Below are 14,471 nucleotides of genomic sequence, written 5' to 3'. Positions count from 1 at the left end.
GCCAGCCTCCTAGACACTGGCCGGGTGCGGCCGCGCGCCCCTGCCGGCCAGCGCATCGGCGATACGGGCCAGCAGTTCGCTTTCCTTGTAGGGTTTCGGCAGCACCGGGAATGCCGGACTGCGCGCGTCCGGCAACTGTTCCATGTAGCCGGTGGCCAGCAGGATCGGCAGGCCGGGCCGGCGCCGGCGCACTTCCTCGGCCAGCTGCAGCCCCGTCATCCCGCCGGGCATGATGACGTCGGAGAACAGCAGGCCAATGCCGTCCTGCGCGCCGCCGTCGTGTTCCGCCAGCAGCCGCAGCGCTTCCTCGCCGCTGGCGGCGGTGACCACCGCATAGCCGTGCGTCTCCAGCATCGTGCGGCCCAGCTGGCGCACGTCCTCGTTGTCTTCCACCAGCAGGATCGTGGCCTTGCCGCCGGCCGGGGCGGCGCGGCCGTTCGCGGGGGGAGTTTTAGCCGCCTCGGCCTGGTCGGCAACGGGGAAGATCATCCGTACCGTGGTGCCGGCACCCGGCTTGCTTTCGATGTCGAGCCGGCCATGCGACTGCTGCACGAAGCCGTGCACCATGGCCAGGCCGAGGCCGGTGCCCGGTCCCTTGGTGGTGAAGAACGGTTCGGTGGCGCGGCGCATCACTTCCTGGGTCATGCCGCAGCCCTGGTCGACCACGCAGATCACCACATACTGGCCGGGTGCCAGGTGGTGGATGGCCAGCTTGCGGGCATCGCTCAGCACGGAAGTGCCCACGGTCACGGTACCGCCGCCGCCCAGCGCGTCGCGCGCGTTGATCAGCACGTTCAGCAGCGCCATTTCCAGGTGGGTCGGGTCGAGCACGCACGGCGGCAGGCCGGGGCGCAGGTCCAGCTGCAATTGCACTTCCTGGCCGAGCGTGCGCACCAGCATTTCGGAAAACTCCAGCACCAGCGCGTTCAGGTTGATGCGGCGCGGCTCCAGCCGCTGCTTGCGGGCGAAGGTCAGCAACTGCTGGGTCAGCGCACCGCCTTTCATGGCGGCGCGCTGGGCGCGGCCGATCGCCTGCAGCGCCTGCGGCTTGGCATCGATCAGGCGCTGGGCCAGTTCGAGGTTGCCGTTGACGACCTGCAGCAGGTTGTTGAAGTCATGCGCCAGGCCCGCCGTCAGCTGGCCGACCGCTTCCATCTTCTGCGCCTGCAGGTACGACTGTTCGTGGATGCGCCGCTGCGTGATGTCCATCTGCGAGGCGAAGAAATACAGCAGCTTGCCGGCCTTGTCGAAGATCGGCCCGATGAACAGCGCATTCCAGAACGGCGTGCCGTCGGCCTTGTAGTTCAGGATGTCGACCGCCACGGCACGTTGTTCGGCAAGCGCCTCGCGCACTTCCGCCACGGTGCGCGGGTCGGTGTCCGGCCCCTGCAGCAGGCGACAATTGCGGCCCAGCAGCTGTTCTTCCTGGTACAGGGTCAGGTCGAGCAGGGCGCCGTTGACGAACACGATCGGATCGTCCGGCTGGTTCGGGTCGGTGATCAGCATCGGCATGCGCGTCATCTCGACGGCGGCAAAGAAGATATTGCCGCGGTCGGCCAGGTCGGCGTGCTCCAGGTAAGTGGCCTGCCAGTGCCGCACGCCCGGACTGCCGAGCGTGGACACCGAATTGCCTTCCAGCTCGCCGCAGGCCAGCTTGCCGATCACCTGGCCATCGGCCTGCTGTTCGGTCGGTACGCTGGCATCGTCCTTTTGCCGTCCGATCGTCATGATTGCTCCTCCCGGGCCTCTGTATTGGTTGGTTTGCGGGCCATCGTAAGGGGCGGGGCAGGCGCTTGCTGTTCGCGCGCGCACATATCGCGCACCGCCAGCCGTGCCGCGCCCGCCGGCGGTTTTGCCTACAATGGCGGCAACGGAGGGCACGATGAACGATATTGGCAACGGCGGCAACGGCGGCTACGACACCGCGGCGATCATGGGCGCGCTGTACGGCGACGGCTTCACCGCACTGAAAGGGGCGTTCTCGCGCGAGTGGGTGCAGCGCCTGCGCGAAGACATCGACACGCTGTTCGCCGAAGCGCAGCGCCAGCCCGGCGGCGCGCTGCCCCGCGGGCCGAACCGCTTCTACGTTGAAATCCATCCGGAACGGCTGCGCGGCTTTGCCGACATCGTCACGCATCCGTGGGTGGCGGCAGTGTGCGAGGCGATCCTCGGGCCGGACTACAAGGTGGTCGAGGCCGGTTTCGACGTGCCCGGTCCCGGCGCGCTGCACCAGCCGTGGCACCGTGACTTTCCGATACCGGATGCGACGCTGGTGGGCCGCCGGCTCAACTCGCTGGCCTTCAACATCACCACGGTCGACGTTACCGAAGACATGGGGCCGTTCGAGATCGCCCCCGGCACGCAATGGGACAGCCTGGCTGGCGGCAATCCGATGTTCCCGGCCCAGGACCTGTGGCCGCGCTACGAGGCGCGGGCGCAGCGCAAGCTGGCGCAGATGGGCGACATCTCGGCCCGCTCGGCGCTGACGATACACCGCGGCACCGCCAACCGTTCGGACAAGTCGCGCCCCGTGTTCGTGCTCGGCGTGGATGCGCCGGACGGCACCAACGCCGACAAGCATGATCTGCAGGTCACGCGCGGCTACTGGGACAGTTTGCCGGAGAAGGTGAGGCGCCACCTGGCATGCCGCGTCGTCGACCGGCTCGAACCGATCGTGCAGGAACATGCGATCGAGGGCTTGCTGAAGGGTGTCGGCGAGCCGACGATGGGCGGCCCGGGCTGATGCCGGCCGGCGGCGCGCAGCCGCGCCGTCGCGGGCTCGGCCGCCGGAACGTCAGCCGGAACGTCAGCCGGAACGTCAGCCGATAATGCGTCCTGGTGCCCCGCTTGTCAGCCGGTTCACCAGCTCGGGCAGTTCCGCCATCGATCCGAACACGTGGGCGGCACCGGCCTCGCGCAGCAGGCGCGCCTGGTCCGGCGGGCTGTGCTCGCCGCCGCCGAAGCCCAGCACCGTGGCGCCGGCGGCCACCGCCGCGTGCACGCCGGTCACGCTGTCCTCGATCACGATGCAGTTCGCCGGGGCCGCTCCCATGCCCGCCGCGGCCGCCAGGTAGACGGCGGGATCCGGCTTCGGTCGCCCGGCGAGGTCGGCCGTATAGAAGCCGCCGTCGAACAGCTGCGCCAGCCCGGTGCGGTTCAACAGGCCCTGCACCCGCGCCTGGCGGCTGTTGCTGGCCACCGCCTTCGGCAGCGGGATCGCCGCATAGGCTTCGCGCACGCCGGCGATCGGCTGTGCCTTGCGGTCGCATTCGCCTTCCACCACCGAGCGCATCACGGCCAGGTCCGGCACGGTCGGCTCCGGCAGGCCCAGCTCGGCGCACACGCCGAGCACCAGCGCTTCCAGCTTCAGGCCCAGGCGGGGACGGATCAGCGCGGCCAGCGTGGCACGGTCGGCATGCAATGGGGCCAGGTAATCGACCAGGGCCTGCAGGGCGACGGCTTCGCTGTCGATCAGCACGCCGTCGCAGTCGGAAATCAGGTGAGTGAAAGGTGCGGGGGGTGCGGGGGTAAAAGTGTCGGTCGATGTCATGCCCGGTCCGGTTCGAGAGAGATCGGGCGATCATGCCATAACGGCACGAATTGAACAGGCGTAACGGACTCTTCCGGATGGGGGAGCGTGTCAGGCGCGAATGTCGATCAGCGTGCCGAGCCGCTCGCCGGCGGCCTGGATCAATCTGGCGGACAGCTCGAAGCCGGCCTTGTAGACCAGTGAATTGACGATCGATGCGGCTGGATCGGTGCCGGACGGCGCGCCGCCGACGTTTTCCGCGGCCGACAGGTCGCGCGCCGCGATCGACAGCGTGACGCCGGTGCCGGCCGGGCGCGCCTCGTTGAAGCTTGCCGCTTGCGGGACGAAGTGGCCGGTATTCATGTTGGCGGTGTTATGCGCCTCCACGCCCAGTGCCTTGCCATTGGCCTGCAGTCCCGTCAAGCCGATGCCCAATGCCGAAATTGTCACGCGGTGTTCCTTCAGAAGAACAGCCAGTTTACTGAAAACGGCCCGCGCAGGCCCGCGCACGCTTGCACGACATGGCGCGGCAGGCGCCATGGTGTCGTAAAAATGGGAATACAGTAACAGTCCATCAACGAGTTGGAGAAATGCCATGGCCGCCACACCCGCGCCGCGCGGCAGCCGGCTCGTGCTGCTCACCACCATCCTCGGTTCCGGCATGGCGTTCATCGACGGCACCGTCGTCAACGTGGCGTTGCCCGCCTTGCAGCATGCCTTCGGCGCCGGCATGGCGCAGGTGCAATGGGTGGTCGAGGCTTACGCGCTGATGCTGGCGGCGCTGCTGCTGGCGGGCGGCGCGGCGGGCGACCGTTTCGGCCGGCGGCGCATCTTCGTTGCCGGCGTGCTGGTGTTCGGCATCGCGTCCGTCGCCTGCGGCGCCAGCGCCACGATCGGACAGCTGATCGCGGCGCGTGCCGTGCAGGGCGTCGGGGCGGCACTGCTGGTGCCGAACAGCCTGGCCATCATCAGCGCGGCGTTCGGGGAAAAGGCGCGGGGCAGGGCGATCGGCACCTGGTCTGGCTGGACCGCGATCACGGCGGCGCTGGGGCCGGTGCTGGGCGGCTGGCTGGTCGAACACCTGTCGTGGCGTTACGCTTTTTTCATCAACGTTCCGCTGGCGGGCGCCGTGCTGTGGCTGGCGCTGCGCCACGTGCCGGAAAGCCGCGACGAGACGGTGCTCGCCAGCGGCGCGGCGGGTCTCGACTGGCCGGGCGCGCTGCTGGCCAGTGGCGGCCTGGGGCTGCTGGTACATGGCTTCATCGCGGCACCGCAGGCTGGCTGGCATCACCCTGCCGTGTGGGGGCCGCTGGCGGCGGGCGTGCTGGCGCTGGCGGCGTTCTGGCGTGTCGAGCGGCGCAGCGCCGCGCCGATGCTGCCGCCCGCCCTGTTCCGCTCGCGCGACTTCGCCGGCGCGAACCTGCTGACGCTGTTCCTGTACGGCGCACTGGGCGGCGGGCTGTTTTTCCTGCCGCTGAACCTGATCCAGGCGCAGGGCTGGTCGGCCACCGCCGCCGGCGCGGCGCTGCTGCCGTTCACCCTGATCATGTTCGCCTTTTCACGCCATGCCGGCGCGCTGGCCGACCGTTTCGGCGCCCGCCTGCCGCTGGTGCTCGGTCCGGTGCTGGCTGCCGCCGGTTTCGCGCTGCTGGGCCGGCCCGGCGTGGGCGGACCTTACTGGACCACGTTCCTGCCGGGCGTGGTGGTGCTGGGCATCGGCATGACGGTCGCGGTCGCGCCGCTGACCACGGCGGTCATGAATGCCGTGCCGGCGCGGCAGGCCGGGGCGGCGTCGGGCATCAACAATGCCGTCTCCCGGGCCGCGGCGCTGCTGGCGATCGCCGTGCTGGGCATTGCGATGAGCCGGGCATTCGATGACGAACTGGCACGCCGCCTGCGCGCCGCGGCCTTGCCCGCCGGCGTGGCGCAGCAGGTGCTGGTGCAGAAGGACCGCCTCGGTGCCATCGAGGCGCCGCCCGGCCTTGGCCCCGCGCAGCGCGAGCAGGTGCGCGACATTGTCCGGCAGGCGTTCGTGGCCGGATTCCGCCACGTGATGTGGCTGTCGGCCGGGCTCGCGCTGGCCGGCGCCGGGTGCGCGGCGGCATGGATCGTGCGTGGCGGCAAGGGCGTTCTGAAAAGCAACAGTTATGATGCTCCGGACGCTTAAAAATTGCTTACGTTAATCTTTTTGGATTGCAATACATGAGGTTTGACACCAGAATCGGGTTATTGCCTAACGCCAATTTCCCGAAAGTCTGCCGTGTCCGCCCTGTCCCGACTTCGCCAGTTTGCCGCCATCCTGTCGACCGCCGTGCTGTCCTGCGTTGTGCTCTCTGGCACTGCCGCGGCGGCGCTGCGGTTGCCGCTCGACGCCCGGCTCAACGAGCAGATCGTAATGGTGCCCGCCGGGCCGCGGATGAACGTGAAGCTCGAGACCACGTTGTACAAGCCGGCCGGACCCGGGCCGTTCCCGCTGCTGATCATCAACCACGGCAAGTCGCCGGGCGACCCGCGCGCGCAGCCGCGCGACCGCTTCGTCTACATGGCCACGCAGTTCGTGCGCCGCGGCTACGCGGTGATGGTGCCGATGCGTACCGGCTTCGCGCACTCCGGCGGCACGTACTCCGATTTCGGCTGCAACATGAAGGCCAACGGCTACCAGCAGGCCGGCGATATCGCCGACGTGGTGGCCTACGCCCGCGAGCAGGCCTACATCGACCCGGACCGCATCGTGATCGCCGGCCAGTCGTACGGCGGGCTGGCCAGCATCGCGCTGTCGACGCAGGAACTGCCGGGCGTGCGCGGCATCATGAACTTCGCCGGCGGCCTGAAGGTGCACGGCGGCAGCTGCGACTGGCAGCAGTCGCTGGTGGGCGCGTTCGCCGAGTTCGGCCGCAGGAACCGCATCGAAACGCTGTGGATGTACGGCGCCAACGACAGTTATTTCAACCCGGCGCTGGTGAACCGCATGTACGACGCGTTTTCCGCCAACGGCGGCAAGGTGCAGCTGGTGGCGTACGGCCCATTCAAGCACGACGCGCACACGATGCTGGGCAGCCGCGACGGCCAGCAGGTTTGGCTGCCGGAAGTGGAACGCTTCCTGCGCCAGGTCGGCATGCCGGTCGACCAGGTGTACGCCGTTGCCGAACCTGCGCCGCAGCCGCGCACCGACTTCGCCGCGCTCGACGACGTGGCCGCCGTGCCCTTCCTGCCCGAGAACGGACGCCAGCAGTACAAGGCCTTCCTGACCAAGCAGACGCCGCGCGCATTCGCCGTGTCGTCGTCCGGCGCGTGGGGCTGGGCCGAGGAAGGCGAGATGCCGAACGAACGCGCGCTGGCCGCCTGCCAGGCCGCCAGCCGCGAACCCTGCAAGCTGTACTCGGTGGACGACTATGTCGTGTGGGGCGAAGTGACCGAGCAGCCGAAGGACACGATGACCGGCCAGACCGAGTAAGCCCGCTGCCCGGCCATGCGCGGCAGCCGTGCGCGGAAGGCCGCGGACATGCTGCTACCATGGCAACATGTGTGGACGTTTCGATCAAAGCGACATCGCGCGGCGCTACGTGACCGCCTTCGGCTGGGCCGACGCGGTCTATGACAGCGCGGCCCGCCCGACCTTCAACGCGGCGCCCGGCACCTATCGCCCGGTGCTGCACATGGTCGACGGCAAGCTGCATGTGGACGACATGTTCTGGGGCTACCGCGCCTCCTGGGCGGCCGACAAGCTGCCGGTCTGCGTCAACGCGCGCATCGAGAAGATCACCAACCGGTACTGGGGCCGGCTGCTGAAGAGCGGCCGCGCCGTCGTGCCCGCGAACGGCTGGTACGAATGGACCGGCGCGAAGGGCAAGCGCCAGCCCTGGCACATCCACCGCGCCGACCGCGAACCGCTGTTCATGCTGGCGCTGGCCAGCTTTGCCCCGCTGCGTGACGATAACCCGGAAAACAAGGCCGAGTCGGGCTTCGTGCTGGTGACGGCCGATGCCGAGGGCGGCATGGTCGACGTGCACGACCGCCGCCCGGTCGTGCTGGGCGCCGCCGATGCCGCCACCTGGCTCGATCCGGACCTGCCGCGCGAGCAGGCCGAGATGCTGGCGCGGCAGATGGCGCTCGGACCGGAAGCGTTCGCGTGGCATCCCGTCAGCACCGACGTCAATTACGCCGGGCGCGACGGCGCGCACCTGATCGAACCCCTGGCCGAGCCCATGCCCGAGCCGCTGCACGGGGAGGAGGAAACATGAGCCGTCATGCCAGGGCGGGCTACGTCACGGTGCGCGGCGCGCGCGAACACAACCTGAAGAACGTCGACCTCGACGTGCCGCGCGATGCGCTCGTCGTGTTTACCGGCGTGTCCGGTTCCGGCAAGTCCTCGCTGGCGTTCGGCACGCTGTATGCGGAAGCGCAGCGCCGCTACCTCGAATCGGTGTCGCCGTATGCGCGCCGGCTGTTCCACCAGATGCCGGTGCCGCAGGTCGACGAGATCGATGGCCTGCCGCCCGCGGTGGCCCTGCAGCAGCAGCGCGGCACGCCCACCACGCGTTCGTCGGTCGGCAGCGTGACCACGCTGTCGAATTCGCTGCGCATGCTGTATTCGCGCGCCGGCGACTATCCGCCCGGCCAGGAACTGCTGTACGCCGAATCGTTTTCGCCGAACACGCCGGAAGGCGCCTGTCCGCAATGCCATGGCCTGGGCCGCGTGTACGAGGCCACCGAAGCGTCGATGGTGCCGGACGATACGCTGACGATCCGCGAGCGTGCCGTCGCCGCCTGGCCGACCGCCTGGCATGGCCAGAACCTGCGCGACATCCTCGTCACGCTGGGCCATGACGTCGATACGCCGTGGCGTGACCTGCCGAAGAAGACGCGCGACTGGATCCTGTTCACCGACGAGCAGCCGACCGTGCCCGTCTACGCCGGCCTGACGCCCGAGGAAACCAGGCGCGCGCTGAAGCGCAAGGACACGCCGAGCTACCAGGGCACGTTTACCGGCGCGCGCAAGTACGTGCTGCAGACCTTCGCCACCACGGAGTCCGCGGCGATGAAGAAGCGCGTGGCGCGCTACATGGTCAGCACCGAATGCCCGGCGTGCGGCGGCCGGCGGCTGCGGCCGGAGGCATTGTCCGTCACCTTCGCCGGGTATGACATCACCGAGCTGGCGCGGCTGCCGCTACAGCGGCTGGCCCGCACCATGGCGCCGTATGCGGACGGCACGGCGAAGGTCGGCGCGAAGCAGCGCGCCGCGCATCCGGAAAAGCTGATCGTCACGCAGCGCATCGCCCAGGACGTGATGGCGCGGCTGGACGTGCTGCTCGACCTGGGCCTGGGCTACCTGGCGCTGGACCGCGGCACGCCGACGCTGTCGCCGGGCGAACTGCAGCGGCTGCGGCTGGCCACGCAGGTGCGCTCGAACCTGTTCGGCGTGGTCTATGTGCTGGACGAGCCGTCGGCCGGCCTGCACCCGGCCGATACCGTGGCGCTGCTGCGCGCGCTGGACCGCCTGAAGGCGGCCGGCAATTCGCTGTTTGTCGTCGAGCATGCGCTGGACGTGATCCGGCATGCCGACTGGCTCGTCGACGTCGGTCCGGCGGCCGGCGAGGGCGGCGGCGAAGTGCTGTACAGCGGCGCACCGCAGGGATTGAAGGCCGTCGAGGCGTCGCGGACCAGGCACTACCTGTTCCCGGAACAGGCGCCGCCGGCCAGGGAACCCCGTGCGCCGCAAGGCTGGCTGGAGCTGGCCGGCGTCACGCGCAACAACCTGCACCGGCTGTCCTGTGCCTTCCCGCTCGGCGCGCTGACGGCGGTAACCGGGGTATCAGGCTCCGGCAAGTCGAGCCTCGTCAGCCAGGTGCTGGTCGAACTGGTGGCGCGCGCGCTGGGCCACGAGCCGGCCGTGGAAGCGGAAGAGGGCGACGAGCTGGAGCAGCAGGAGCCCGCCGCGCTGGAAGGAAAAATCGTCGCCGGCCTGGAAGGCATCCGGCGGCTGGTGCGGGTCGACCAGAAACCGATCGGCCGCACGCCGCGTTCGAACCTGGCCACGTACACCGGCCTGTTCGACCACGTGCGCAAGCTGTTCGCGGCGACGAAGACGGCGAAGGCGCGCCGCTACGATGCCGGGCGCTTCTCGTTCAACGTGGCCAAGGGCCGCTGCGGCAACTGCGAGGGCGAAGGCTTCGTGATGGTCGAGCTGCTGTTCCTGCCCAGCGTCTACGCGCCTTGCCCGGTGTGCGGCGGCGCGCGCTACAACGCGAAGACGCTGGAAGTGACGTACCGCGACCGCAACGTGGCCGAGGTGCTGGCGATGACGGTCGACGCGGCCTGGGAATTCTTTGCCGACGAGGCGCCGCTGCGCCGCGCGCTGGACGTGCTGCGCGACGTCGGCCTGGGCTACCTGCGGCTGGGCCAGCCCGCCACCGAACTGTCCGGCGGCGAGGCCCAGCGCATCAAGCTGGCCACCGAACTGCAGCGCGCGGCGCGCGGCAGCATGCTGTACATCCTCGACGAGCCGACCACCGGGCTGCACCCGGCCGACGTGGAACGGCTGGTGGCGCAACTGCAGAAGCTGGTCGATGCCGGCAACACCGTGATCGCCGTCGAACACGATATGCGCGTGGTGGCGGCCAGCGACTGGGTGATCGACATCGGCCCCGGGGCCGGCGAGGAGGGCGGCCGGATCGTTGCCGCCGGTCCGCCGGCGGTGGTGGCCAAGGCGGCGGAGAGCCGCACGGCACCCTACCTGCAACGCTTCCTGGTGGCGGGCCGTCAGAGCCAGCCGTAGACGGCCGCCCAGGCGGCCACGGCCAGTATCGCGCTGCTCCACACCATCGGCTGCACGGCGCCGCGGATGCTGTGCGCCAGCACGGCGCTGGCCCGGTGCAGCCGCAGCAGCGCCACCACCGCCAGCAGGTTCTGTGCCGCCACCACCAGGTTCAGCAGCACGGCGGCCGCCAGGCTCCAGGCCACGGCATCGGCGCGGCGCGGCGTATCGGCCGCGGCCAGTTCAACGCCGGCCAGCGCCAGCACGGCGCCATGCGCCACGCCCAGTACCAGGCCTAGCAGGGTCACGTTCACGTAACGCGGCTGGAAATATCGGGCACGGAATTGCGGCACGAGCGCGAGCGCATGCAGCGCGATCGCCAGGATCACGCCGATGCGCAACGCTCCCGCAAGCTGGGTAAGCAGGGTGACATTCATCGTGGGACTCCCCGTTGCCCCGACTGTCATGGCTGACATGGTGATGCCCTGCACGCCGCGGCGGCCTGTCGCGGGCCGGCGCGCGGCGTGCCGGCATGGGGCGCACCGCTGCTGAACATAACGGCGTTCGGAGAGGATCGGCGCACGATAGCGTGCGTTGCTTTATCCAGGCGAGCACATTTGATCGAGATCATGCTTGATGGCCGACCGCGCACGTAGCCTTGTCATTCGCGCCACCTGCGGTGGTGTCGATATGCGATGGCACTGTTTTTACCTCGCGATTTTTTGTCCATCATTGTTCGTCCATCATTGTTCGTCCATCATTGTTCATCCAGTTTTCGTTCAAATTTCTCGTCCGGATTTTCTTCACTCACGCGGTGCGAACGCCGCCGGTCTGTCGGCGGTCCTGAAACACTGCATTCATCACAAGAGGCAACCATGTTCCCTTTTTCTCAAAGCATCACGCCTGCCGCGAAGAATCACGTGCAGGCCCAGGTTTCGTTCTTCAACGACTTTTCCCGTTCGCTGTTCCAGATGGCCCAGCAGTTCAACGAGGTACACCTCCAGGTAGCCCAGACCTGGCTGGAAGACATGGCGGCGACCAGCCAGGCCATGGTCACGGCGGACAAGCCCACCGAAGTGTTTACCGTCACGGCCGCGCGGGCGCAGCCGGCCGCCGACCGGTTCCGCGCTTACCAGCAGCAGCTGTCGAGGATCGCCGCCGAAGGGCAGACCAGGCTGGTGCGCGTGGCCGGCGAGCACGCCGACGAAACGGCCCGCGCGGCGCGCGAATTCACCGATGAAGTCACCCGCGTGACGTCCGAGGAAACCGAACGCACGCTGCGCCAGCAGCACGACACGATGCGCCAGCTGGCCAACCCGCTGGACAGCATGGTCGACAGCGCCACCCGCCAGGCGCGCGCCGCGATGGGTAACGGCCTCGACCTGGCTAGCCAGGCCGCCCACGCCGCGCAGGCGGCCACCCGCGCTGCGGCGGGTCCGCAGCGCAAGGAAGAGCAGCCCTTGTAGATGCACCCGCACCCATGCGACACGCTTCGAGGCCGGGCGCTACACTTGCCGTTCGACGGATGAGCAAGGAGCGGCTGCATGGGAGACTGGATCGATTTGTTGCAATGGCCGGCAATGGCCGCATCGCTGCTGGCGGCCTGGCTGGTCGCCTCGCAGCGGCCCGGCCGGCGCCTGTCCGGCTTCATCGTTTTCCTGGTCAGTAACGCGATGTGGATCGCCTGGGGCGTGCATGACGACGCCTGGGCACTGATCGCGTTAAACTGCTGCCTTGCCGCCACGAATGTCCGTGGCATCGTCAAGAACCGCAACGCCCGGGACCATTCATGACCACACCGCTGCACATCGTTTGCCCCCACTGCGATGCCGTCAACCGCGTGCCGCAGGAACGGCTCGGCGAAGGGCCAACGTGCGGCAAGTGCCAGGGCTCCCTGTTTACCGGCCAGCCGGTCGACCTGCCGGCCGCGCGCTTCGGCAAGCACATCGAACGCAGCGACATCCCGGTACTGGTCGATTTCTGGGCGCCGTGGTGCGGACCCTGCCGCACGATGGCGCCGTTCTATGCCCAGGCGGCCCGGCAGCTGGAGCCGCGCCTGCGCCTGGTGAAAGTCGATACCGAGGCCAACCAGGAGCTCGGCGCGCGCCATGGCATCCGCAGCATTCCCACGCTGGCGCTGTTCCGCAACGGCCGGGAAGTGGCGCGCCAGCCTGGCGCGATGGATACCGGCAGTATCGTCGCCTGGGTACAGCGCAACCTCTAGTGCCCCGGCGCCGGGCCGCGCCGGCCATTGCGCGCAGTTAAATAAATGAAATTGTTTACTTATTGTCGGGCTCGCCGTATAGTCGGCGCATGAACCGTTTAAACCATTCGCTGCTGCTCGCCGCGGCTTGCCTGCTGGCGCTGCTGTCGACCGTCGGCGCATCGCTGCCATACCCGATCCTGCCGCCATTGTTCGCCTCGGGCGCCACCAATGGCCTGAATGCATTCCTGGGCTTGCCGCCAAAGCTGCTGTTCGGCATCGCCCTGACCGTGAATCCCCTCGGCTTGCTCATCGGCGCCACGCTGCTGGGGCCGCTGTCCGACCGCTATGGCCGCCGGCCCCTGTTGCTGGGCACCGCCTTTGGCGCGGCGGCCGGCCACGCACTGACGGCCATGGCCCTGGTGCAGGAATCCTACCCCTTGTTCGTGCTGGCCCGGTTCGCCACCGGTTTGCTGGAAGGGAACGGCTCGATCTGCCGGGCGCTGATCGCCGAGAAATTCACCGGCGCCGAGCGGACGCGCGGCCTGTCGCTGGTGAACGGCGCATTCCACCTGGGCTGGCTGGTGGGCCCGATGCTGGCCGGGCTGACGCTGGGCTTCGGCATCGTGGTGCCGTTCGCCGCCGCGATTGCCGCGCTGTTGCTGGCCGGCCTGCTGGCGGCGATCGCGCTGCCACGCGAGCCGGCATCGAAGGAAACCACGTCGCTATGGCAGGTGGCCCGCCACCGCCACGCGCTGAACCTGCTGCGCCATGCCGAGCCGCGCACGCTGTTCTTCATCCAGCTGGCCGGTTTCTGCGGCGTGGCGGCCTTCTACGAGTTCTATCCCCTGTGGCTGGTGGAAGAGGGGCAATATGATGCCGCGCGGATCGCGCTGATCAATATGGCGATGTGCGGCATCATGACGGCGGCCTCCGTCGTGGCCGGGCGCATGATGGGCCAGTGTTCGGGCGGCGAGTCGCTGCGCAAGGCCGGCTGGTTCGCCTGGGGCATCGCGCTGTCGGTCGCCTGCGTGGCCTTCGGCAATCTCTGGACCGGGCTGGTCGCCATCGCGCTGTTCGGCATCCCCAACGCGTTCTTCAACGCGACGGTGCAGCCCTGGGCGGCGGATCGGTTCGCCGCGCATGGCCAGGGCGCCGTGATGGGGTTGATGTCGACGACATTCTGCCTGGCCACGATCCTGATGGCGCTGGCCGGCTCCGTACTGGTGCTGATCGATACCCGGCTCGTGCTGGCGGTGGGCGCCGCGGCGAGCCTGTGGGCCGGCTGGAGGCTGCATGGCTGGCGCCGCGAACTGTCGCCCGTACTGAAAGGAATCCACTGATGAATACCGCCGACCGCATCCTGTTCCTGCTGAAGACGCGCGGCCCGAAGACGGCGCAGCAGCTGGCCGACATGCTGGAGCTGACATCGATGGGTACGCGGCGCCATCTCGAGGCGGCCGAGGAAAAGGGCCTGGTGACGTTCGCGGACGTGGCCGAGAAAGTGGGGCGGCCGTCGCGCCGATGGCTGCTGACCGATGCCGGCCACGCGCGCTTCCCCGACCGCCATGCCGACCTCACCGTGGCGCTGATCGACCAGGTCAGGGCCTTGTTCGGCGCCGACGGCCTCGACAAGCTGATCGTCTCGCGCGAAGCCGCCAGCGAAGCGTTCTACCGCGACACGATTGGCGCCGCCGCCGCGCTGCCGGACCGGGTGGAGGCACTGGCGCGCGCACGCGACGTGGAAGGCTACATGGCCGAGGTGGAAACGCAGCCGGACGGCAGCCTGCTGCTGGTGGAGAACCATTGTCCCATCTGCGCCGCCGCGCGCACCTGCCAGAACTTCTGCCGCTCCGAGCTCGACGTGTTCCAGCGCGTGCTGGGCCCCGCCTGCGCCGTCGAGCGCACCGAGCACCAGCTGGCGGGCGACCGGCGCTGCGCCTACCGCATCGTGCCGGTGTGACCTCCGGGGGGCGGCGTTACGC

Annotated in this window: 14 protein-coding genes; 10 read left to right on the top strand and 4 right to left on the bottom strand. The window is 69.0% G+C overall.

Features of this window, described 5'->3' with window-relative positions:
- Positions 1–9: 9 nt before the first annotated feature.
- Complete coding sequence (locus tag ACY34H_RS19040; protein ID WP_464979030.1) at positions 10–1,728, bottom strand: histidine kinase famiy protein; 1,719 nt, start codon at positions 1,726–1,728, stop codon at positions 10–12.
- 154 nt (positions 1,729–1,882) lie between these two features.
- On the opposite strand from ACY34H_RS19040, the gene ACY34H_RS19035 reads away from it, so the two are divergent.
- On the top strand, positions 1,883–2,743 hold the full coding sequence (locus ACY34H_RS19035; RefSeq protein WP_464979029.1) for a phytanoyl-CoA dioxygenase family protein: 861 nt from the start codon (positions 1,883–1,885) through the stop codon (positions 2,741–2,743).
- Positions 2,744–2,818: 75 nt separating this feature from the next.
- On the opposite strand, the gene ACY34H_RS19030 is transcribed toward ACY34H_RS19035, so the two are convergent.
- Both ACY34H_RS19030 and ACY34H_RS19025 read right to left on the bottom strand, forming a co-directional pair.
- The gene (locus ACY34H_RS19030) at positions 2,819–3,550 is read right to left on the bottom strand and encodes an HAD-IA family hydrolase (RefSeq protein WP_464979028.1); all 732 of its coding nucleotides are present in this window, start codon (positions 3,548–3,550) and stop codon (positions 2,819–2,821) included.
- A 90-nt stretch (positions 3,551–3,640) separates the two neighbouring features.
- Positions 3,641–3,979: a hypothetical protein gene (locus ACY34H_RS19025; RefSeq protein WP_464979027.1), complete on the bottom strand. Its 339-nt coding sequence runs from the start codon at positions 3,977–3,979 to the stop codon at positions 3,641–3,643.
- A gap of 145 nt (positions 3,980–4,124) precedes the next feature.
- On the opposite strand from ACY34H_RS19025, the gene ACY34H_RS19020 reads away from it, so the two are divergent.
- From ACY34H_RS19020 to ACY34H_RS19005, 4 genes are all read left to right on the top strand, one after another.
- Positions 4,125–5,696, top strand: a complete 1,572-nt coding sequence (locus ACY34H_RS19020; RefSeq protein ID WP_464979026.1) for an MFS transporter — start codon at positions 4,125–4,127, stop codon at positions 5,694–5,696.
- A gap of 93 nt (positions 5,697–5,789) precedes the next feature.
- Positions 5,790–6,983 (top strand): alpha/beta hydrolase family protein, encoded by a 1,194-nt coding sequence (locus ACY34H_RS19015; protein ID WP_464979025.1) that lies wholly within the window; start codon positions 5,790–5,792, stop codon positions 6,981–6,983.
- Positions 6,984–7,050: 67 nt separating this feature from the next.
- A complete protein-coding gene (locus ACY34H_RS19010) occupies positions 7,051–7,770 on the top strand; it encodes an SOS response-associated peptidase (RefSeq protein ID WP_464979024.1) in 720 nt (239 codons plus the stop codon).
- A complete protein-coding gene (locus tag ACY34H_RS19005) occupies positions 7,767–10,304 on the top strand; it encodes an excinuclease ABC subunit UvrA (protein WP_464979023.1) in 2,538 nt (845 codons plus the stop codon). The genes ACY34H_RS19010 and ACY34H_RS19005 overlap by 4 nt, the downstream gene beginning before the upstream one ends.
- Here the strand turns inward: ACY34H_RS19005 and ACY34H_RS19000 are convergent.
- On the bottom strand, positions 10,289–10,720 hold the full coding sequence (locus tag ACY34H_RS19000; RefSeq protein ID WP_464979022.1) for a hypothetical protein: 432 nt from the start codon (positions 10,718–10,720) through the stop codon (positions 10,289–10,291). The genes ACY34H_RS19005 and ACY34H_RS19000 overlap by 16 nt on opposite strands.
- Before the next feature lie 438 nt (positions 10,721–11,158).
- Between ACY34H_RS19000 and ACY34H_RS18995 the strand changes: the two genes are divergently transcribed.
- The 5 genes from ACY34H_RS18995 (at position 11,159) to ACY34H_RS18975 (ending at position 14,449) form a co-directional block, all read left to right on the top strand.
- The gene (locus ACY34H_RS18995; RefSeq protein ID WP_464979021.1) at positions 11,159–11,749 is read left to right on the top strand and encodes a phasin family protein; all 591 of its coding nucleotides are present in this window, start codon (positions 11,159–11,161) and stop codon (positions 11,747–11,749) included.
- Between the two features lie 78 nt (positions 11,750–11,827).
- Positions 11,828–12,076, top strand: coding sequence for a hypothetical protein (locus ACY34H_RS18990; protein WP_464979020.1), 249 nt, complete (start codon positions 11,828–11,830; stop codon positions 12,074–12,076).
- Positions 12,073–12,507, top strand: a complete 435-nt coding sequence (gene trxC / locus ACY34H_RS18985; RefSeq protein WP_464979019.1) for a thioredoxin TrxC — start codon at positions 12,073–12,075, stop codon at positions 12,505–12,507. Before ACY34H_RS18990 ends, trxC begins: the two co-directional genes overlap by 4 nt.
- Positions 12,508–12,596: 89 nt before the next feature.
- Positions 12,597–13,829 carry an MFS transporter gene (locus ACY34H_RS18980; protein WP_464979018.1) on the top strand — a complete coding sequence of 411 codons (1,233 nt, stop codon included), beginning with the start codon at positions 12,597–12,599 and terminating at the stop codon, positions 13,827–13,829.
- Complete coding sequence (locus ACY34H_RS18975; RefSeq protein WP_464979017.1) at positions 13,829–14,449, top strand: helix-turn-helix transcriptional regulator; 621 nt, start codon at positions 13,829–13,831, stop codon at positions 14,447–14,449. Before ACY34H_RS18980 ends, ACY34H_RS18975 begins: the two co-directional genes overlap by 1 nt.
- The last annotated feature ends 22 nt before the right edge of the window (positions 14,450–14,471 follow it).

This window comes from Pseudoduganella sp. jia 9 (assembly GCF_055502615.1).
The sequence above is the reverse complement of the archived record's forward strand: the minus strand, read 5'-3'. Positions and strand labels throughout refer to the sequence as shown.